The sequence below is a fragment of the Vreelandella nigrificans genome, from assembly GCF_002374315.1.
Taxonomy (GTDB): domain Bacteria; phylum Pseudomonadota; class Gammaproteobacteria; order Pseudomonadales; family Halomonadaceae; genus Vreelandella; species Vreelandella nigrificans.
Genome location: NZ_NWUX01000031.1, coordinates 1 through 21,349 on the forward strand (window position 1 = coordinate 1; position 21,349 = coordinate 21,349).

17 protein-coding genes are annotated in these 21,349 nt (G+C 52.6%); 7 read left to right on the forward strand and 10 right to left on the reverse strand.

Annotation, left to right across the window (positions count from 1 at the left end):
* Window positions 1-235: 235 nt before the first annotated feature.
* Window positions 236-1,549: a hypothetical protein gene (locus CPA45_RS20735; protein WP_096654903.1), complete on the forward strand. Its 1,314-nt coding sequence runs from the start codon at window positions 236-238 to the stop codon at window positions 1,547-1,549.
* A gap of 20 nt (window positions 1,550-1,569) precedes the next feature.
* Here CPA45_RS20735 and CPA45_RS20740 read toward each other — a convergent pair whose 3' ends face one another.
* The gene (locus CPA45_RS20740; protein WP_096654905.1) at window positions 1,570-2,088 is read right to left on the reverse strand and encodes a zinc ribbon-containing protein; all 519 of its coding nucleotides are present in this window, start codon (window positions 2,086-2,088) and stop codon (window positions 1,570-1,572) included.
* A gap of 163 nt (window positions 2,089-2,251) precedes the next feature.
* Between CPA45_RS20740 and leuS the strand changes: the two genes are divergently transcribed.
* The 5 genes from leuS to CPA45_RS20765 all read left to right on the forward strand — a co-directional run bounded on the left by leuS (window position 2,252) and on the right by CPA45_RS20765 (window position 7,849).
* Window positions 2,252-4,837 carry a leucine--tRNA ligase gene (leuS, locus tag CPA45_RS20745; RefSeq protein ID WP_096654907.1) on the forward strand — a complete coding sequence of 862 codons (2,586 nt, stop codon included), beginning with the start codon at window positions 2,252-2,254 and terminating at the stop codon, window positions 4,835-4,837.
* The gene (locus tag CPA45_RS20750; protein ID WP_096654909.1) at window positions 4,834-5,346 is read left to right on the forward strand and encodes an LPS-assembly lipoprotein LptE; all 513 of its coding nucleotides are present in this window, start codon (window positions 4,834-4,836) and stop codon (window positions 5,344-5,346) included. Before leuS ends, CPA45_RS20750 begins: the two co-directional genes overlap by 4 nt.
* Window positions 5,343-6,410, forward strand: a complete 1,068-nt coding sequence (gene holA, locus CPA45_RS20755) for a DNA polymerase III subunit delta (RefSeq protein ID WP_096654911.1) — start codon at window positions 5,343-5,345, stop codon at window positions 6,408-6,410. The genes CPA45_RS20750 and holA overlap by 4 nt, the downstream gene beginning before the upstream one ends.
* 100 nt (window positions 6,411-6,510) lie before the next feature.
* Complete coding sequence (locus CPA45_RS20760) at window positions 6,511-6,909, forward strand: PA2779 family protein (protein WP_096654913.1); 399 nt, start codon at window positions 6,511-6,513, stop codon at window positions 6,907-6,909.
* A gap of 10 nt (window positions 6,910-6,919) precedes the next feature.
* Window positions 6,920-7,849 carry a PA2778 family cysteine peptidase gene (locus CPA45_RS20765; RefSeq protein WP_096654915.1) on the forward strand — a complete coding sequence of 310 codons (930 nt, stop codon included), beginning with the start codon at window positions 6,920-6,922 and terminating at the stop codon, window positions 7,847-7,849.
* A gap of 53 nt (window positions 7,850-7,902) precedes the next feature.
* On the opposite strand, the gene sthA is transcribed toward CPA45_RS20765, so the two are convergent.
* The 9 genes from sthA to CPA45_RS20810 all read right to left on the reverse strand — a co-directional run bounded on the left by sthA (window position 7,903) and on the right by CPA45_RS20810 (window position 17,615).
* Complete coding sequence (gene sthA, locus CPA45_RS20770) at window positions 7,903-9,294, reverse strand: Si-specific NAD(P)(+) transhydrogenase (protein ID WP_096654917.1); 1,392 nt, start codon at window positions 9,292-9,294, stop codon at window positions 7,903-7,905.
* A 108-nt stretch (window positions 9,295-9,402) separates the two neighbouring features.
* Window positions 9,403-9,657 carry a (Na+)-NQR maturation NqrM gene (gene nqrM / locus CPA45_RS20775; RefSeq protein WP_078087831.1) on the reverse strand — a complete coding sequence of 85 codons (255 nt, stop codon included), beginning with the start codon at window positions 9,655-9,657 and terminating at the stop codon, window positions 9,403-9,405.
* 191 nt (window positions 9,658-9,848) lie between these two features.
* The gene (nqrF, locus tag CPA45_RS20780; protein ID WP_096654919.1) at window positions 9,849-11,081 is read right to left on the reverse strand and encodes an NADH:ubiquinone reductase (Na(+)-transporting) subunit F; all 1,233 of its coding nucleotides are present in this window, start codon (window positions 11,079-11,081) and stop codon (window positions 9,849-9,851) included.
* Window positions 11,082-11,149: 68 nt separating this feature from the next.
* Window positions 11,150-11,767, reverse strand: a complete 618-nt coding sequence (gene nqrE, locus CPA45_RS20785; RefSeq protein WP_078087833.1) for an NADH:ubiquinone reductase (Na(+)-transporting) subunit E — start codon at window positions 11,765-11,767, stop codon at window positions 11,150-11,152.
* 1 nt (window position 11,768) lies between these two features.
* Window positions 11,769-12,437 (reverse strand): NADH:ubiquinone reductase (Na(+)-transporting) subunit D, encoded by a 669-nt coding sequence (locus tag CPA45_RS20790; protein WP_078087834.1) that lies wholly within the window; start codon window positions 12,435-12,437, stop codon window positions 11,769-11,771.
* 2 nt (window positions 12,438-12,439) lie between these two features.
* Window positions 12,440-13,258, reverse strand: coding sequence for a Na(+)-translocating NADH-quinone reductase subunit C (locus CPA45_RS20795; RefSeq protein ID WP_096654921.1), 819 nt, complete (start codon window positions 13,256-13,258; stop codon window positions 12,440-12,442).
* Window positions 13,258-14,484: an NADH:ubiquinone reductase (Na(+)-transporting) subunit B gene (locus tag CPA45_RS20800; protein ID WP_096654923.1), complete on the reverse strand. Its 1,227-nt coding sequence runs from the start codon at window positions 14,482-14,484 to the stop codon at window positions 13,258-13,260. Before CPA45_RS20800 ends, CPA45_RS20795 begins: the two co-directional genes overlap by 1 nt.
* Window positions 14,484-15,833 carry a Na(+)-translocating NADH-quinone reductase subunit A gene (locus CPA45_RS20805; RefSeq protein WP_096654925.1) on the reverse strand — a complete coding sequence of 450 codons (1,350 nt, stop codon included), beginning with the start codon at window positions 15,831-15,833 and terminating at the stop codon, window positions 14,484-14,486. Before CPA45_RS20805 ends, CPA45_RS20800 begins: the two co-directional genes overlap by 1 nt.
* Window positions 15,834-16,151: 318 nt before the next feature.
* Window positions 16,152-17,615, reverse strand: coding sequence for a glyceraldehyde-3-phosphate dehydrogenase (locus CPA45_RS20810; RefSeq protein WP_096654927.1), 1,464 nt, complete (start codon window positions 17,613-17,615; stop codon window positions 16,152-16,154).
* Between the two features lie 275 nt (window positions 17,616-17,890).
* Here CPA45_RS20810 and mfd point away from each other — a divergent pair, with 275 nt between their 5' ends.
* Entirely contained in the window at window positions 17,891-21,340 is a 3,450-nt protein-coding gene (mfd, locus tag CPA45_RS20815; protein ID WP_096654963.1) for a transcription-repair coupling factor, read from the forward strand.
* Window positions 21,341-21,349: the final 9 nt, after the last annotated feature.

The window sequence follows — 21,349 nt, forward strand, 5'->3', positions numbered from 1 at the left end:
AGCGTTCAGTATATTTATTTCTCACCCGAGTGCCTCGAAGGTTGGAGTAAAGTGTCCAACTTTCGGGGGGCAGTTCACTACGCGGGTGCCTCATTTGCTCGTGCCTCGCAGATTCGTTACCACGCGCTACAAGAATATGCCTTTTCTTTTCGGTAAACGCTCTCCTCTACCTTGTTCCGCTAGCCAATTATCAAAAAGCCGATTAGCCTGCTAACTCAACCAGTAAGGGATTGAGATGCAAGAGACGACAACGCGGCAGCGAGTGGCGGGCGGGCTGGTGCTGCTGGGGCTTTTAGCGCAGATAGTCGGCTTTACCGGCGTGCTACCAACAACGCAGGCGGTGAGCTATTTGCTGTGGGCGGCGGTAGCACTGCTGTGGCGTGGTATTCCAAAGCGCTCGCGTATTCAGGCGGGTGTGTTGTTTGTGCTCGGCGTGCTAATGCTGGTAGTGGCGCGGGTGGTATATGGCGCTGAGGTGAATTGGCCAGCCATGCTGCAGGGCAACGTGTTTGTGGCCACAATGCTAGTGGGCGTTAGCTTTATTTCATTGATCGGCACCCAGGGCAACAAGCGAGCGCCGGGTAAGCGGGTTACCGGTGCTGATGGTGTGTTGCGTACTTGGTTAGGGGTGCATTTTCTCGGCACCATTTTGAATCTTTCGACGATATTGATGGTGGGCGACCGCTTGGCTAGGCGCGCACCATTAACCGCACCCCAGCTTTTAGCGCTTAATCGTGGTTTGAGTAGTGCCGCGCTTTGGTCTCCCTTCTTTGCTTCCATGGCGGTGGTCATTGCCTTGGCGCCCGAGGTGCAGTATGGCCAGGTCGCTCTGGTCGGGTTTCCACTGGCGATGCTCTCGGGGGTGTTGACCACTCTGGAGCTGCGGCGTCGGTTTGATTTATCCGAGGTGGACGGCTTTTCGCTTTCACCGCGCAGCTTGTTAATGCCTACCAGTATGGCGGCGCTAGTGATGCTGTTTCATTTCTGGCTCACACCAACGCTGACGATTGTTAGCATCATTACCTTTCTAATTCCAGGGGTGGCACTACTTAGCAACCTGCGTGAAGGCCCGCGCTACATGTTGCGGCGCATTCGTCAGCATACCGTTACACGGCTGCCCAGTATGCGTGGGGAAATATCGCTGTTTTTAGCCGCAGGGTTATTAACACTAGGGCTTTCTACCCTGGTCGCGGCAGCGGCAGGAGACGAGTGGACGCTGTTTGCCCGCTTTGGCATGTGGCAGGCCATGGTGAGCTTTGCAGCCATTACCCTGAGTGCGCTCGTAGGGCTGCACCCGATTATTGGTGTTTCCGTACTGGCGTCTATTTTAAACCTTCAAGGCGGCGAGCAGACGCTGTTTGCCTTTGTGGCGGTTAGCGCCTGGGCGGTAGGTACAAGCGTGGGGCCGCTTTCCGGTATCAACCTTTCACTGCAGGGGCGCTACGGGGTCAGTGGCTACCGGATGATGAAAGATAATTTACCATACGCAGCTATGATGAGCCTGCTCACGCTGGGAGCGATCGCAGGCCTGAGCATATGGGTTAATTAAATGTTGAGTGCGTTAGCAACTCAGGTCTCGACGATTTTACTGGGGAAGCGGTAAAAGTAACGATGGCCACACTGGTGGCATGGCTCTAGTCGCGAAACGCTTTCCAGCATCACTTGCGCATCGCAGTGCACGCAGGCCATTAAGCCAGGGGCGGCCATTTCGCCTTCGCAGTAGTCGGCACGCGCGGCTTCTAAGTCGTCTTCAAAGCGCTCGCGGTCAACCACGCTGCGGTCTGCAATGGAAAGCAGTGACTCCATCACTCGCCGGGAGAGCCCGTCAATATCGATTCCCAACCAGCTTGCTACCTGTTTACCGGTATCGGCCATGTAGTAGCGCATATCTTTTAGGTCACGCTCTACCCAGGCACGCAGCAACGCAAGCTCGTCTTTGGTGTACTCTTCAAGCTCCGCTTCGAACTCAACGGCTTCGTCTAAATCCTTTTGTAGGTTTTCCCAGGTAAGTTCGTTGGCCCCGTCCTGCATGCGTTCTAGCAGGCGTTCGTAGCCTTCGCGCAAACGGTGATCGTTATGTTGTTCCATGGTCCCTCTCCTTTTGTCGACCCAGGGTGCGGCCTATCATCGGCTAACCGTTCAAGGATACACCTGCATAGGATACAATCGACGCTACTTATCTGACAGTGGTCATCTATTATTCACTTTGCGCCCTTTTTGGGCGAATTACCCCAAGGCATTGAAAACACCGATGGACGCACATTACAGCCCCCGTGAGATCGAACGTGATGCCCAGCAGTACTGGGACAAACACCAGTGCTTTAAAGCAGTAGAAGACGCCAACCGCGAAAAGTTCTACTGCCTATCCATGTTCCCCTACCCCAGCGGCAAGCTGCACATGGGTCACGTGCGTAACTACACTATCGGCGACGTTGTGTCCCGTTTCCAGCGTATGCAGGGTAAAAATGTTATGCAGCCCATGGGTTGGGATGCATTCGGTATGCCTGCGGAAAATGCCGCTATTCAAAACCAGGTGCCACCTGCCAAGTGGACCTATCAAAATATCGACTACATGCGCAACCAGTTGAAGGCACTTGGTTTTGCCTATGACTGGAGCCGTGAATTCGCTACCTGTGATACCAGCTATTACCGCTGGGAGCAGTGGTTCTTCACCAAGCTGGTAGAAAAAGGCCTGGTGTACAAAAAGATGTCCACGGTTAACTGGGATCCGGTTGATCAAACGGTACTAGCGAATGAGCAGGTTATCGATGGTTGCGGCTGGCGTTCTGGCGCGCCTGTCGAGCGTAAAGAGATCCCGCTGTGGTTTTTGAAAATCACTGATTACGCCGATGAGTTGCTGGCGGATCTTGAAAATGTCGAGTGGCCCGAGCAGGTCAAAACCATGCAGCGCAACTGGATTGGTAAATCCCGTGGCGTTGAGATGACCTTTGAAATTCAGGCAGCGGATGGCAGTGCCTGCGACCCACTGGCTGTGTATACCACTCGCCCTGATACGCTATTCGGCGTGACCTACGTGGCCGTAGCTGCCGGGCACCCGCTGGCCAAGCAAGCCGCTGCGCAGAACAGCGAGCTGGCAGCGTTCTGTGAAGAGTGTGGCAAAGGTGGTACCTCAGAAGCCGAAATGGCCACCAAAGAGAAGCTGGGCATGCCCACTGGGCATAAAGCCATTCATCCGCTAACTGGCGATGAAGTACCGGTGTTTGTGGCCAACTTCGTACTGATGGAGTTCGGTACCGGCGCGGTGATGGCAGTACCTGCCCATGACCAGCGCGACTGGGAATTTGCGACGAAGTATGGCGTAGAGCTAAAGCCTGTCGTCGCTGATGAAAACGGCAATGCGCCGGATATTTCTGAAGGCGCTTTTGTAGAGCACGGCACGCTGATCAACTCAGGCGAATTTGATGGCTTGGAGTTCCAGGCAGCGTTTGATGCCATTGCCGCCAAGCTTACCGAACTTGGCCGTGGCAACGTCAAAACCAATTACCGCTTACGTGATTGGGGTATCGCCCGCCAGCGTTACTGGGGCGCGCCAATTCCGGTTAAGTACGGCCCTGAAGGCCAAACGGTTCCTCTCTCTGATGATGAACTGCCGGTGGCGCTACCTATGGAAGTCACCGTGGACGCCTCTGGCTCGCCACTGAAGAAAATGCCTGAGTTCTCTGAGTTGGGCGATGGCTGGGTGCGTGAAACCGACACCTTCGACACCTTTATGGAGTCTTCCTGGTACTTCGCTCGCTTCTGCTGTGCAGATAACCACGAAGCCATGCTCGATGAACGTGCCAACTATTGGCTGCCGGTTGATCTCTACATCGGCGGTATTGAGCACGCTATCCTGCACCTGCTCTACGCCCGTTTCTTCCACAAGCTGCTGCGTGATTTTGGCATGGTGGATTCCGACGAACCGTTCCAGCAGTTGCTTACCCAAGGTATGGTGATTGCAGAAACCTTCTACCGCTTTAAAGAGAACGGTGGCAAAGAGTGGTTTAACCCCGCCGATGTGGAAGTAAAGCGCGATGAGAAAGGTCGCCCGCTTAGCGCCATTCTAATGAGCGACGGTCAGCCGGTTGAGATGGGTGGCATCGAGAAGATGTCCAAGTCGAAAAACAACGGCGTTGACCCACAGTCGATGATCGATAAATTTGGTGCCGACACCGTGCGCCTGTTTATGATGTTTGCCGCACCGCCAGAGCAGTCATTGGAGTGGTCAGATTCCGGCGTTGAGGGCGCGCACCGCTTCCTGAAACGGATCTGGCGTCAGGTGACTGAGCATCTTGATGCAGGCACACCGGGTAAGTTAGCCATCGATGCACTAAATGATGAGCAAAAGGCGCTACGCCGTAAAACCCACGAAACCATCAAGAAAGCCAGCGATGATATCGGCCGCCGCACTACCTTTAATACCGCTATCGCCGCGGTAATGGAGCTCTCTAACGCGGTTAGCAAGTTTGACGATACTACTGAGCTTGGCTTAGCAATTACGCGTGAAGCGTTGGAAGCGTGTGTACTGCTATTGGCCCCCATTACTCCACACCTGTGCCATAGCCTGTGGCAGCAGTTAGGCCATGATCAGCCCGCTATTGAAGCACAGTGGCCAAAGGTAGATGAAGCTGCCCTCACCCGGGACAGCATTGAGCTAGTGGTCCAGGTTAACGGCAAGCTGCGTGCCCGCCTGGAAGCCCCAGCCAACGCCGACAAAGCCGCCATCGAGACGCTGGCAATGGAAAGTGAAAACGTCCAACGCCATTTAGAGGGCAAAACGGTACGCAAAGTGATCGTGGTGCCCGGCAAGCTGGTTAACATTGTGGTGAGCGGATGAAGCCAAACCAATACGTTACACGCCGTCGTTTCCTCGCTACCAGCATCGCCGCTTCTGCGGCGGTGCTGCTCAGCGGCTGTGGGTTTCGCCTTCGCGGCACTGAAGCAATGCCACAGCTGCCCACGCTTTCCATTGAAGGCAACGACAATAGCGCCCTCGCCCAGCAACTGCGTACTCGCTTAAAGCAACTGGGCACCGAGGTGGTCAGCGGTGCGACCTGGCGGGTCACGCTGGGGACACCTTCACTACAAGAGCGCCACATTGGCAGCGGCGGCCGTGCCAGCCGCGAGCATGAGCTAACCCTCAGCACAACGCTTTCGGTACAGCAGCGGGAAACCAATGCCTATGCCCTTAATAATGCGACGCTCAGCACTAGTACACAGATTCGCGTAAGTGATGATGACCTTCTCAACCGTGAAGCACTGTTCCAAGAGGCGGAGCAGACGCTAACACGGCAGCTTGCGCAGCGTATTATTGAGCGTCTGACCAACCTTGAGGCGATGCAGTGAAGGTATTTGCCGACCAGCTACCCGCCGCATTAGCCAAGAAGCTGCCGAAGGCGGTGATTGTTGCCGGTGATGAACCTCTGCAGCACCGTGATGCCTGCGATGCCGTGCGCCTAGCCGCCCGGCAAGCAGGCGTTGAAGAACGGGAAGTATTGGACGTTGAACCCAACTTCGCCTGGGGCCGGCTGCTGGAAACCGCTAGCAACCTGTCCCTGTTTGCCACCAATAAACTGCTAGAACTACGTTTAGGCAACCACAAGCTAGGCCAGGAAGGCAGTAAAGCACTCGCACAGTACGCTGAAATGATGGACGGTAGTGACGACCTTCTGTTAGTCAGCATGGGTAAGCTGGATGCCAAGCAGCAAAAAAGTGCCTGGTTTAAAGCGCTGGATAAGCATGGCTTGTTTGTGCCGGTATGGCCTGTGGATGTATCACGCTTAGGGTATTGGCTGCGCGACCGGGCAGCACTGCATGGGTTGCAGATTGACCTGGATGCGGCACGCCTGCTTGGCGAACGTACTGAAGGGAACCTGCTGGCCGCCGATCAGGAGCTGCAGAAGCTTGCGCTTATCCACCCTTCCAACACACGCCTTAACGTCGAAAGCATTGCCCAGGGCGTTGAAGATAGTACACGCTTTGATGTGTTTAACTTGGCAGATGCTTGTTTAAAAGGTGAACCCAGCCGCGCTTCGCGCATTGTCAACGGCCTCAAAAGTGAAGGTGTTGAAGCGCCTATAGTGTTATGGGCACTAGGCCGCGAATTACGCACCCTGCTCTCGTTACACCAGCATCTAGACCAGGGCCAGAGCTTCGAGCACGCCTGCAAAACTCAAAAGCCAATGATTTTTGATAAGCGGCGTCCTGCCTATCAAAAAGCTACTAGCCGCTTATCTATGAAGCGGTTACACAAGCTGCTGTTAATGGCGCAGCGGTTAGACCTTGCCGTTAAAGGCGCCTCCCACGTGCCTCTTTGGCCCGGCATTCACGACCTTGCAATTACCATGGCAGGTGCCAAAGGTATTCTTGCAGAAACACCCTGGACCTATCGCATTAGTGCAAATAATTAGCACTTTGCTTTTTCGCCTTAAATCCCGCGTATTTTATTTCTATACTATTGATTCAAGCGATAAAATCGCTTTCTCCCCGACTAGTCTAAGGATCAAGACAATGAAAACGTTGCGTGCTTACCTATCTACTCTGTTAATTGCCGCCCTAGTTATCACCAGCCTGCCCGTAGCAGCTGCGCCGATTGCGCCGCAATCTATGGACCTAGTGACCACTCAGTCTGCTTTGGCAGGTGACCGTGCAGGTGCTGACCGTGAACGTATTAATAACGTTTTGGCACGCGCTGATGTACAGGAACAGCTGCTCAAGCAGGGTGTTGATCTGAACGAAGTTGAAGCTCGCGTTGCAGCACTGAGCGATGCTGAAGCGCAGCAAATGGCTGACCAGTTAGAGCAGTTGCCTGCAGGCGCGGGTGTGATCGGCGTGCTGTTTGCGGTATTTGTCATTCTGCTGATTACCGACATCCTCGGCTTGACCGACGTTTATCCGTTTACCCGTTAAGATGTCTAGCATGCAGAGACTATTTAAAAACGCCCGCTTCGCGGGCGTTTTACTACTTGCCTTGTTACTTTCAGCCTGTGCCCGCAGCCCTGTGTTACTGGAAACCACTAAGGCCAGCTTGACACCTCAAACAGAATTGAGCCAAGTACCGTTTTATGCGCAGACCGAGTATCAGTGTGGCCCGGCAACGCTGGCTATGGTGCTAAATCACCAGGGTGTCGATACCAGTGTTGAGCAACTGATTCCGCAGGTTTTTTTACCCGGCAGAGACGGTAGCGTACAGCCTGAAATGTTAGCCACCGTGCGCCGCTATAAGCAGCTTGCGATCCCCATTCGCGGCACCATGGATGCACTTCTAAGCCATCTGGAAGCAGGTGACCCTGTCGTGGTGATGCAAAACCTCGCGCTGCCCGCCTTTCCCATGTGGCACTATGCGGTAGCTATTGGCTTTGACTTGCCTAATGAAACACTCATTCTGCGCAGCGGTGAAATTGAGCGGCATACGATGTCTTTTAGCCGATTTGATGCCACCTGGGCGCGCACCGGGCGCTGGGGCTTTGTAGTTAGTGAGCCAGGCACCCTGCCCGATGGTGTAACAGCGCGGAACGCTTTGGAAGCCATTAGCGCCTATGAAGAAATACACGGGCCGCAGGCAGCACTCTCAAGCTGGCAAATACTGGTAGAACGCCACCCATCAAATGCCATGGCACAGTTTGCACTTGGCAATGCACTTTATGCAGAGGGAGAAGCTGACGGTGCTAAGCAGGCGTTTAAGCAAGCCACTGTACTTGAACCCAGCATGGGAGCTGCCTGGCTTAACTTAGCCATCATGCAACTGCAGCAACAGAACAGTGACGAGGCCCGAGAGGCGCTCATCCAAGCCGCCGCGTTAGAAGGCGAGTGGCAACTCCGTGCGCAGCAGTTGCTGGATGAAATCTAGAAGGTGTGTGTCAGTATGGGAGCGGAAGCATAAAGCTCCCATACTGAATCACGCTAAAAAACTCGGTTTAAACCATTTTGCGCTGCCACCCGATACGCTTCTGCCATGGTGGGATAATTGAAAGTGGTGTTAACGAAATACTTTAGTGTATTCGCCTCCCCTTCCTGCTGCATTATTGCTTGGCCGATATGCAAGATCTCCGAAGCCTGGTCGCCAAAGCAGTGAATACCAAGAATCTCCAGCGTATCCTGATGGAAAAGAATTTTAAGCATGCCCACCGTATCGCCAGTAATTTGCGCTCGGGCGGTATCTTTGAAGAAGGCTTTGCCCACTTCATAAGGGATTTTCGCTTCGGTTAGCTCGCGCTCGTTAGGTCCAAAGGAGCTGATTTCCGGAATGGTATAAATACCGGTGGGCACATCACTGACAAAGCGATACTCTTTTTCTAACAGCTCGTTACAAGAGTTTAGCCCCTGATCGTAAGCAGCGCTGGCAAGGCTTGGCCAACCAATCACATCCCCGGCCGCGTATATCGTTGGTATGGCGGTACGGTAGTGCTCATCCACACTCAACTGGCCACGGCTATTCGCTTCAAGGCCGATATTTTCCAGCCCTAGGCTGTCAGTGTTGCCCGTGCGACCATTGGCCCATAAGAAGGCATCGGCACGGATTTTCTTACCCGACTGTAAATGTACCACCACGCCCGATTCATCACCTTCGACACTTGCGTACTCTTCATTGTGGCGAATCAGCACGCCATGCTTGCGCAAATGGTACGACAGCGCATCACTAATCTCGTCATCCAGGAAAGAAAGCAGACTATCCCGGTTGTTAATGAGGTCAACTTTAACGCCCAATCCCGAGAAAATTGATGCATATTCGCAGCCAATAACCCCAGCGCCAAAAATCACCAGCGTACGGGGAGTATGAGAGAGGCTTAAAATCGTGTCTGAGCAGTAAATGCGCGGATGGCGGAAATTAATATCCGCCGGACGATAGGGTCTTGAGCCAGTAGCGATAACAATTTTTTTGGCTACAAGCTCTTCCATCCCTTCCTGGCGGTCGCGAACCAATACCGTATGATCATCTTTGAAGCGCGCTACGCCATGGAACAGGTCGATACGGTTGCGCGCGTAAAACGTGGTACGCATTTCAACCTGCTTGTCGATTGTACTGCGTGAACGCTCCATAACTTTTGGAAACGAAAACCAGCGTGGCTCACCGATATCGCGAAACATACGGTTAGTGTTAAACGCCATGATCTGCTTCACCTGATGGCGTAACGCCTTGGAGGGAATCGTACCCCAGTGCGTACAGTTGCCCCCTACCTGTGCCTGCTTTTCAACAATCGCTACGCGCATGCCGTGTTTAGCAGCATTTATGGCAGCGCTTTCCCCTGCTGGGCCGGTACCGATAACAACAATATCGTAATTATGAACCGCCATACGCTTTCAATCTCCTTGTACCTTTTACATCAAGATATTTCATCGACGCATACATAAACGCCCGCTGAATAAGCGAGCGTTTGGCGTAGCGGACGTCATGATGAAGCATTAACGGCGCGTGGCATCGTAACCTAGATCAGCACCACGGCTTTCATCACTACGGCGACGCTCACTGCCGCGCTTGCGATTCTCTTCCTCGCACACTTCATCTTTGCCACCGCAAATATCGCAACCCTCTTTAAGCCCCAATTGGTTTAAGCCACCACAGGAGCCTGCAATGGGCTTACGGCCCATCAACACACCCACTGCCATGGCCGTCATCACTAGCGCCATAAAGCCAAATACCAGTAGCCAAATTGCCATGCTAATCTCCCCACATTGCGTTAACTGCTCACCTGCCGACAACGGTCATGCCGGTAAGTGCCCTAGATTTGACGCCCATTGTACCCCAGCCATTCCAAAATGATCAGACAACGCGGTGTTTTTCAGTCATTCACATACAAACGGGGCTGACCTAATGGCCAGCCCCGTAAGCAGTTCAGGTAACCGAAATATTAACCGCCGAAATCGTCCAGCAGGATATTTTCCGGTTCAACGCCCATATCAAGCAGTAGCTTAATAACAGAGGCGTTCATCATGGGCGGCCCACACATGTAGTACTCACAATCTTCAGGTGCAGGGTGATCCTTCAGATAGTTTTCGTACAGAACATTGTGGATAAAGCCGGTCGGGCCTTCCCAGTTATCTTCTGGCTGCGGGTCAGAAAGGGCTAAGTGCCACTTAAAGTTCGGGAACTCTTCTGCCAGCTGGTCGTACTCTTCGTTATAGAAGGTTTCACGCCAGGAGCGCGCACCGTACCAGAAAGTAATTTTACGATCTGACTTCAAGCGTTTGAGCTGATCGAAAATGTGGCTACGCATAGGTGCCATACCCGCACCACCACCGACAAAAATCATTTCCGCATCAGTGTCTTTGGCAAAGAACTCACCAAATGGCCCCATAACGGTCACTTTGTCGCCCGGCTTCAAATTGAAGACGTAGGTCGACATAAGGCCCGGCGGGTGGCTTGTACCCGGAGGCGGCGTCGCGATACGAATGTTGAACTTGAGGAGGCCTTTTTCATCCGGGTAGTTCGCCATTGAGTAAGCGCGGATAACTTCCTCGTTATTCTTATGGGAAATTTTGAACATATCAAACTTTTCCCAATCGCCACGGTACTCTTCTTCAATATCAAAGTCAGAGAACTTGATATCGTAGGGCGGAGCTACCAGCTGTACATAGCCACCAGCACGGAAGGCAACTTCTTCACCTTCGGGCAGTTTCAAGTTCAGCTCTTTGATAAAGGTAGCAACGTTGGGGTTTGCAGTAACGACTGTTTCCCACTTCTTAACGCCAAATACCTCTTCTGGTACTTCTACTTTCATGTCCTGCTTAACAGGTACCTGACAAGAGAGGCGCCAGCCATCTTTCTTTTCACGCATGGTGAAGTGCGATTCTTCGGTAGGCAGGATAGAACCGCCACCCTCTTCTACCCGGCACTTACACTGGGCACAAGAGCCGCCACCGCCGCAAGCGGAAGAAAGAAAAATACCGTTGGCAGCTAGCGTGTTTAAAAGCTTGCCACCAGCCTGAGTCGTCAAGGTGTGCTCGGGGTCGCCGTTGACTTCGATAGTCACGTCCCCGCTACTCACTAGCTTGCTACGCGCTGCCAGGATGATCCCCGTTAAACTAATAACGATGATCGTGAACATGACAACACCGAGCAAGATGACAGATGTATCAACCATGTCGGTTTCCTATTGCTGAGGGGTTTCTGTATCTCGGCAGCCTAAGCTGCCGAGAAAACCGGCTCCGATTAAAGCTGAATGCCTGAGAATGACATAAAGCCCAAAGACATTAAGCCAACGGTAATGAACGTGATACCAAGACCCTGCAGGCCGCCAGGTACGTCACTGTACTTCAGCTTCTCACGGATACCAGCCAGGGCAGTAATTGCCAGCGCCCAGCCCACACCGGAGCCAAATCCATAAATCACAGATTCACCGAAGTTGTAGTTACGCTCAACCATGAACAGTACGCCACCCAAGATGGCGCAGTTTACAGTGATCAGCGGCAGGAACACGCCCAGTGCGTTGTACAGCGCGGGTACGTATTTATCCAGGAACATCTCAAGGATCTGTACCAGTGCTGCAATAACACCGATGTAGCTCAGCAGGCCAAGGAACGAGAGGTCGATATTTTCGGCCCCACTAATTCCAGTCCAGGTCAGCGCGCCTTCAGCAAGAAGGAGGTTGAACACCAGATTGTTAACGGGTACTGCGATTGTCAGTACCACGATAACGGCAATGCCTAGACCAAAGGCAGCGGAAACTTTCTTAGAGACTGCAAGGAAAGTACACATCCCCAAGAAGAATGCCAGGGCCAAGTTCTCAACAAAGACCGAAGCAACGAAAAGGCTTAGATAGTGTTCCATGTTACACAGCCTCCTTCGGCTTGGTGTTGTGCTTCATCTTGAACTCGTTGTCTTCTACCTGCTCGGGGTTGAACGAGCGGATAGCCCAGATCAACAAACCGATGATAAAGAAGGCAGAAGGTGGTAGCAGCAGCAAACCGTTCGGCACGTACCAACCACCATTTTGCACAGTCGGCAAGACAGTGAAGCCAAACACACTACCGGCACCTAACAGCTCACGGAAGAAGCCTACGACCATTAGTACGAAGCCGTAACCAAGCCCGTTACCGATACCGTCAAGGAACGATATGCCCGGTGAGTTGGACATGGCGAAACCTTCAGCACGGCCCATTACAATACAGTTAGTGATGATCAGACCAACAAAGACCGACAGCTGCTTAGACATTTCATAAGCGTAGGCTTTGAGAATCTGGTCAACCACGATAACCAGCGATGCAATGATCGTCATCTGAACAATGATACGGATCGAAGAGGGAATATGGTTCCGGATCAACGATACGAACAGGTTCGAAAATGCCGTAACAAAGACTACCGCCAGCGTCATAACGAGCGAAACGCTCATGCTGGTGGTAACCGCCAGTGCAGAACAAATGCCCAATATTTGCAACGCAATTGGGTTGTTCTTAAAGATCGGCGCCGTTAAAGCGCCTTTAGCATTTATATCTGCCATGATCAGGCTCCTTCCGCTTCGAGTTCGACGTCAGCTTCCTGGGCGTCTTCCTGGTCAACGCCGCTGCGGAATCTGGCGAGGTACTCACCGAAGCCTTCTGGGCTCAGCCAGAACTGCAGCATATTGTTGACGCCGTTAGCCGTCAGGGTAGCTCCGGAAAGACCATCGACTTCATGTACGCCGCTACCGCTACCTTTAACAACACGGATAGCAGGGTTCAGGTCGCCCTCTTCATCGAAGATTTCTTTGCCTTCCCACTGGGACTGCCAACGCGGATTATTTACCTCGGCACCCAAGCCAGGCGTTTCACTGTGGTCGTAGTAGGTAATACTAACGATAGTGTTACCGTCACCCTCAACCGACAGGAAGCCCATCATGCGGCCCCAAAGACCTTGACCACGGATAGGTAAAACAATCTGCTCGGGGTCTTCAGGATCGCCAACTAAGTAAACAGCAGCGTAGTTTTCAACCCTGGAAAGCCCTGCGATGTCACGGGGGCCAGATAGCGTACGACCTGTAGCAGGGTCACGCGCTGCTTCAAAACCATCAAACGTGTCAGCATCAAACTGGTCGGTGTAATCACCGGTTTCCAGCTCTACTACGCGAGCCGTAATCTGCTCGCGGAATGCTTGCTCTATATCCATACCTGGCTCGTATAGACGCGCCACGTTAAGGATATTGGTTTTACGGTCCAGTTCCTGATTTAGCTGCTGCATGGGGCGTAGCGCTACTGCCGCCGTCGAAACGATGACAGAGCACACAATGCACAGCGAAAACGCTACGATCAGGATTTTTTTGATCGAATTGTTACCTTGTGCCATTAGGCAGTCTCCTCGGCCGGTACGCCAGTACGCTTGATGCGGCGCTTAATATTGGCCTGGACGAAGAAGTGGTCAATCAGCGGTGCAAACAAGTTGGCGAACAGAATGGCCAGCATGATGCCTTCGGGGAATGCCGGGTTAACCACGCGGATCAACACTGTCATTACACCGATCAGCGCACCGAACACCAGACGCCCTTGGTTAGTCATGGAAGCAGACACTGGGTCTGTCGCCATAAACACCATACCAAACGCGAAACCACCGATCACCAAATGCCAGTACCACGGCATCTCGAACATCGGGTTGGTGTCAGAGCCGATTAGATTGAACAGTGTGCTGGTCACCACCATACCCAGGAATACACCCAGCATGATGCGCCACGAGGCTATACGGGTCCACAGTAGTACTGCACCACCGATAAAGATAGCCAACGTTGACACTTCACCCACCGAGCCTGGAACAAAGCCTAAGAAGGCATCCCACCAGGTGAAGGTGTTGGTCAATGCTGCCATGCCGTCTTGGAAGGCCAGGGAAAGCGCAGTGGCTCCTGTGTAACCATCGGCAGCTACCCATACCGCATCACCGGAGATTTGCGCCGGATAAGCAAAGTAGAGGAAGGCACGACCGGTTAGCGCGGGGTTCAGGAAGTTCTTGCCTGTACCACCGAAGATCTCTTTACCGATCACCACACCGAAGGTGATACCCAGGGCGACCTGCCATAGCGGGATAGTCGCCGGCAGGATCAGCGCAAACAGCACAGAAGTTACGAAGAAGCCTTCGTTTACTTCGTGGCCACGCTTAATTGCGAATAGTACTTCCCAGAAACCACCTACCGCGAACGTAACGAGGTAGATCGGTAAGAAGTACGTAGCACCAAGTACGAAGTTGGCCCACAGGCTACCCGGATCATGCCCAGACGCCAAGGTCATCATGATTGCTTCGCGCCAGCCCGCCATAGACGCATAACCCGCGTCTATGGCTGTGTTAGCTTGCCAACCTGCGCTCCACATACCAAAGAACATCGCCGGGAAAGTACACATCCAGACGGTGATCATAATGCGCTTAAGGTCGATACCATCGCGCACGTGAGCGGTCGTTTTAGCTACGCTGGGCGGTGAGTAGAAAACCGTATCTATCGCTTCATAAAGCGGATAGAACTTTTCATACTTACCGCCTTTGTGGAAGTGCGGCTCGAGACTATCGAGCGTTTGTCGAATACCCATCATCAGGCCTCTTTCTCGATCATGGTGAGATTGTCACGCAGGATGGGGCCGTACTCGTATTTGCCGGGGCAAACATACGTGCAAAGCGCCAAGTCCTCTTCGTCTAACTCAAGACACCCAAGTTGCATGGCAACCTCAATGTCGCCCACGATCAGCGAACGCAGCAGCTGTGTTGGCATTACATCCAAAGGCATAATGGTCTCATACGCGCCCACCGGCACCATGGCACGCTCGGAGCCATTGGTGGAGGTCGTTGGGGCATAATTGCTTAAGCCTTTAAACTTTGACAAATAAATGCCAAGTACAGAGTGACGGTTCGCACCAGGAGACAGCCATCCCATAAAGGTGCGCTTGTTGCCTTCTTCCAGCATGCTCACCTGATTATGGAAACGCCCCAGATAAGTCAGTTTGCCCTCAGTAGCAAAGCCTGAGAACACAGAACCTGAAATCACACGGGTGTCATCCGGCTTGACAACCTCACCCGCAAAGAGTTCATCGGTGCTAGCGCCCACACGGGTGCGTAGCAAACGAGGATTCTCAGCACGTGGGCCGCCTACCGCGACTACGCGACTCATATCGAGCCGACCTTCCACAAACAACTTACCGAACGCGATAACGTCCTGATAGCCGATGTGCCACACTTTCTTATGCAGTGCGACAGGTGAAAGGTAGTGAATATGCGTACCTACCAGGCCAGCAGGGTGCGGGCCTGCAAAGCTTTCGACCTTAACACCACTTACATCACCGCCAGGGATGGAAGCGTTAGCGCCCGTACACAGAAAAACGTTGCCCTCGGTCAGGCGGGTTAGCACCTTGAGGCCGTCTTCAAATGCTTGAGCATTCTCATTAATGATTAAGGCGGGATCGGCACTCAGTGGATGAGTATCCACTGCAGTGACAAAGATATCGACAGGCGTGCTGTCAATTGCTGGCGTACGTGAGAAAGGACGGGTGCGCAATGCAGTCCAGAGTCCTGACTCAACCAGCTGGTCAACAACTGCCTGACGATCTAACTGTCCTAAAGCTCCACGATCATGGGAAGCAAATGTCACTGCTTCTTCATTTTCATCGACTTTAATAACAACAGACAGCAGACGTCGTTTTTCGCCACGGTTAATTGCCACTACTTCACCGCCGGCGGGCGCCGTAAAGCGCACCCCCTCAATTTTCTTGTCGGTGAAAAGCAATTGGCCTAGTTTGACCTTATCCCCTTCCTGAACTTCCATCGTTGGCTTCATGCCAACGTAGTCGGTGCCCAGGATTGCCACGTGGCGCACACGCCGCGCATCTTCAATACGCTGCTCGGGCGCTCCCGTGATGGGGAGATCCAGGCCTTTTTTGACTTCGATCATAGTCTCGCCCAGTTGATGGATCGGATATACGAAGGTAAGGGGTTCGAATGCTTATTTTCTGCTCAGTGAATTCTTGTTTTCTGTTCAGATTGTTACCAGTCCGGCTCAAGCAAGCTTGAACCACCCCGAAAAATCTTCCGTATTATAAAGATAAGCGCGGCCAATGACCACATCCCTGAAGGGCTCCAAAGGTGCTATATGCTTTTAGACCATTTGTTTTTGGTACAAAAAAACGCCACCCGAAGGTGGCGTTGATGACAGGTCTCATTTAGCGAGCTGAAAAAACGTACTCTAGCGTCGGCTCGATATAAACCACTCTCAGTTTACTTGGTGCGGCAGTTTCAAAAACTGCACATTCGACATCTGCTGAAGAATGCGAATTACCTGGCAGCTATAACCAAACTCGTTGTCATACCAAACGTACACAACAGCATGATTACCGTTAGCAATCGTCGCTTTTGCATCTACGATGCCCGCATGACGGTTACCAACGAAATCAGAGGACACCACCTCTGCCGAGTCCACAAAATCGATCTGTTTCTGGTAAGCAGAATCAATCGACATACGACGCAGGTAGTCATTTAACGCGACGGCGTCGGTACCTTTCTCCAGCGTCAGGTTCAATATCGCCATAGAAACATTAGGTATAGGAACGCGGATAGCATTACCCGTCAACTTGCCTTCAAGCTCAGGCAGAGCTTTAGAAGCCGCTTTGGCAGCGCCCGTTTCAGTCAACACCATGTTCAGCGCAGCGCTACGGCCACGGCGATCGCCCTTATGGTAGTTGTCGATCAGGTTCTGGTCATTGGTGTAAGCATGAACTGTTTCAACATGCCCAGTCACTACACCGTACTCATCGTTCAGCACTTTAAGTACTGGCACAATGGCGTTGGTCGTACACGATGCAGCCGAAACAATGCGGTCGTCATCGCCAATGGCATCATTATTGATACCGTATACAATATTTTTAATATCACCTTTACCCGGTGCAGTTAGCAGCGCTTTAGCTGCACCCTTACACTCCAGGTGCTGACCAAGGCCAGCTTCATCACGCCAAATACCTGTATTATCAACCACTACGGCGTTATTGATACCATAAGCGGTGTAGTCGATCTCACTAGGTGAATCGGCATAGATCACCTGAACCACGTTGCCATTGACGATGAGCGCACTCGCCTCAGCATCTACCGAGATAGTGCCATCGAAAGGCCCGTGAACAGAGTCGCGGCGCAGTAGGCTGGCACGCTTTTCAAGATCTTTAGCCACATCACCACGGCCACGCACAACGATTGCGCGCAAACGTAACAAATTACCGCCGCCAGCCTTCTCAACCAGCACGCGCGCTAACAAACGGCCTATACGCCCAAAGCCATATAGCACAACATCCTGTGGCTCGCCCGTGCTTGCACCTGGCTTATAGCCATCAACAATCTCAGCAAGCTCCTTGCGCAGGAATGCATCAAGATCGCCATTTCCCTGATGTTTAAAGCTAACAGCAAGCTTACCTACATCTACGTGAGCGGGGCCTAGATTCAGCTCGCTCATCGCCTTAACAATGGGGAACGTATCTTCGACCGACAGCTCAGTACCTTCAACTTTACGTACAAAGCGATGGTCTTTAAGAATACGGATAACCGACCGTTTGATCAGCGAACGTCCGAACATGGTGGCAACAACGTTGTTCTGACGGTAGAGCTGACCGACAAGCGGAATCATCTGCTCAGCCAGGGCTTCGTTGCTTTGCCAATCCTGAAAAACGTTTTCGAGAGCTTGCTGACTCACGTGCGGCCTCATTGGGTAGTGAAAACAGGGTCATAGATAGAATTCAACGTGCATTATCCGGGGCTTAGGGAGTCATCGCAATGAAAGGATAGTCGCACAACATGTAGGGGTATTACAGAAACCGGTGTTTGACTACAAGCAACAAATAGTATGTAGAAGCAAATTGTGCCTTCCACAAAGCCACCTAATCACTCTTATTCTCCCAGGCCTCTAACTAAAAGTACTGATCGTGTATGATCCAAATTCCGTTTACAGCGCAAACCGATACCGTAACTATGCCTTCTTTCTCTCTGCTCGAACCACCCCAGCCTCAAGGGACTCGCGACACGCTCTTTCTAACAGCGCCGCCGGGCAGTGCGACTGCCCTAGCTCTCGCTCAAGTAGCGTCCACCGCCCCCCTGCTGGTAATTACACCAAATACGGCCAGTGCGCAGCGCCTGGAACAAGACCTGTCGTTTTACAGCAGCGTTCCTGTGCTCCCCTTCCCTGACTGGGAAACACTGCCGTATGACAGCTTTTCGCCCCACCAGGACATCATCTCTGCTCGCCTGCGTACCCTGCGCCAACTGCAAGACGGGGTCCGCGGAATTGTTTTGGTACCTATTAATACATTGATGCAGCGCCTTCCACCGGTTGAGTATATCGCCGGCCGAGTGATGACCCTGCAAACAGGTGCCAAGCTCAATCGTGAGACGTTCAGAGAGTCGCTCTCCCGTGCAGGCTACCGTGCGGTTGAGACGGTGTATGAGCCCGGCGAATACGCTATGCGCGGCGCGATTATTGATCTTTTTGCCATGGGCATGGATGAGCCTATTCGGATCGACCTATTCGACGACGAAATAGACACACTGCGCCACTTTGATCCCGGCAACCAGCGCTCTACCGATAAAGTAGATGTCATCGAGCTACTGCCTGCCCATGAATACTCGCTAAGCCGCAGTGCAATTGCCTGCTTTAGAGAGCAGTTTGAAACCCTGTTTGACGTTGATCCCCGCCAGTGCCCCTTCTACAACGATGCCCTAAAGGCAATTCCTTCGCCTGGCCTAGAGCACTATCTACCGCTTTTCTTCGATGAAACCGCGTCTCTTTTTGAACACCTAACCGACGATACCCGTATCGCTTTACTGCCTGGGGTATTCCAAGCTGCGGAGCAGCACTGGCAAGCCATCGAGTCACGCTACGTTAATCTAGGGGTTGATCCCACACGCCCGTTAATTCCCCCTCATCGCGCCTTCTTTCCTGTCAGCGAGGTGTTTTCAGCGATCAAGGCTCGCCCGCGCTTAGAGTTAACGCACGACGAGGAACACCGCCACGCACTAACCCCCGACGCACAGGAACTACCAACGCTGGCGATTAATGCGCGGGCCAAGCAACCACTCAGCGCGTTATCAGCTTTTCTAGACACCCAAACCGATACCCGCACTCTTTTTACAGCAGAATCCAGAGGGCGCCGAGAAGCGCTTGAAGAAATTCTCGCACCTCTCAGCTTGAAGCTTCCCCACGTTGATAGCTTTCACGCGTTTCTCGACAGCCCACACCACTTAGCCATTACCGAAAGCCAGGTAAGCAGTGGCTTATGGCTAACCCAACCCAATGTAGCGGTCATTAGTGAAACCGAATTATTTGGCGATGTGGTTCGCCAGAGCCGCCGCCGAGAAAAAGCAACCGATGACAATGAACTGGCAGTTCGGCATTTATCAGAGCTAAAGGCTGGTGCACCGGTAGTGCATCAAGCCCATGGCGTTGGCCGATACTTAGGGCTCGAAACCTTAGAGGCAGGAGGACAGGCCAATGAGTTTCTGGCGCTATCCTACGCTGATGGCGCAAAGCTCTACGTACCAGTCGACAGCCTGCACCTGATCTCACGCTACAGCGGCGCCGACGATGAAATGGCGCCACTCAATAAGCTGGGTTCAGACCAGTGGGAGAAAGCACGGCGTAAAGCCGCTGAGAAAATTCGTGATACCGCCGCCGAGCTATTAGATGTATATGCCCGGCGCGAAGCCCAACAAGGCGTGGTCTACGATGCTCCCGGCGAAGATTACACACGCTTTGCGGCGAGTTTCCCGTTTGAGGAAACACCCGACCAGCAAGCGGCGATCGAAGCGGTTATTAGCGATATGACCTCTCCTCAACCCATGGATCGCGTTGTATGCGGCGACGTAGGGTTTGGTAAAACCGAAGTCGCTATGCGAGCAGCGTTTCTCGCCGTCCAGTCTGGTCGCCAAGTGGTTGTATTGGTTCCAACCACCCTACTGGCTCGCCAACACTTTGAGAATTTCCGTGATCGCTTTGCCGACACCGCTGTCAATATCAGCTTAATTTCGCGCTTTACCGCTGGTAAAGAGATGACCCAAACGCTGGAGAGCATCAAAGAGGGCCGCACCGATATTGTCATCGGCACTCATAAGCTGCTTTCAAAAAGCGTTGAACTCCCAAAGATAGGGCTTCTAATCATTGATGAAGAGCACCGTTTTGGTGTCGCTCAAAAAGAGAAGCTAAAAACGCTGCGTGCTGAAATCGATATTCTGACACTAACAGCAACACCAATCCCCCGTACTTTGAATATGGCGATGAGCGGCATCCGGGATCTTTCAATCATTGCGACCCCGCCCGCCCGCCGCCTATCCGTCAAAACGTTTGTTCAGCAGCACAACAGTAGCATTATTAAAGAAGCGCTTTTGCGTGAGATTTTACGCGGCGGCCAAGTTTACTTCTTGCACAACGAAGTCAAAACCATTGAAAACACTGCCGAACAAATCCGCGAGCTAATACCTGAAGCCAGGGTTGCAGTAGCCCACGGTCAATTGCCCGAACGCAGTCTTGAAAGGGTAATGTCAGACTTCTACCATCGGCGCTTCAATGTCTTGGTGTGCTCAACCATTATCGAAACCGGCATTGATGTGCCCACCGCCAATACCATTTTGATTGAGCGCGCAGATAAATTTGGCCTGGCGCAGCTACACCAATTACGTGGGCGCGTAGGACGAAGCCACCACCAAGCCTATGCCTACCTGTTAACACCACCCCCCAAGGCCATGACCCGCGATGCCGTTAAACGGCTGGAGGCTATTAGTGCATCTGACGACTTAGGCGCTGGCTTCACTCTGGCCAGCCACGATATGGAAATCCGCGGCGCTGGCGAGCTACTTGGCGACGAACAGAGCGGCCAGATGGAAACCATTGGCTATACGCTCTACATGGAAATGCTCGACCGTGCAGTGAAAGCGATTCGTGCAGGCAAAACACCCAACATTGATGCACCCTTCAATAACGGCGTAGAAATTAGCCTTAACTTACCAGCACTGATACCTGCTGATTACATCCATGACGTGCAGCAGCGACTGGTCATGTATAAGCGCATTGCAAACACTCAGAGCGAAGCTGAGCTTAAAGAGCTTCAGGTTGAGCTGATTGACCGCTTTGGCCTACTTCCGGCTCCGCTGAAAAATTTAATTCGCCAAACCAAGTTGCGCCAACGCGCCGAAGCTCTTGGCGTTGCGCGAATCGAGGCCGGTGACAACAAAGGTCGCATACTGTTTAACAGCACCACCCAAGTAGACCCCTTTACCCTGGTGACACTGATTCAAAAGTCACCACAGCACTATCGTTTAGACGGCTCAGACACTTTACGGTTTGAATTTACAATGGAAACAATCGAACAGCGTTTTGAAAAGGTTGAAACTCTGTTAACTACACTGAATCAAAAAGTAGCGGCGGCGTGAACCTTGGGG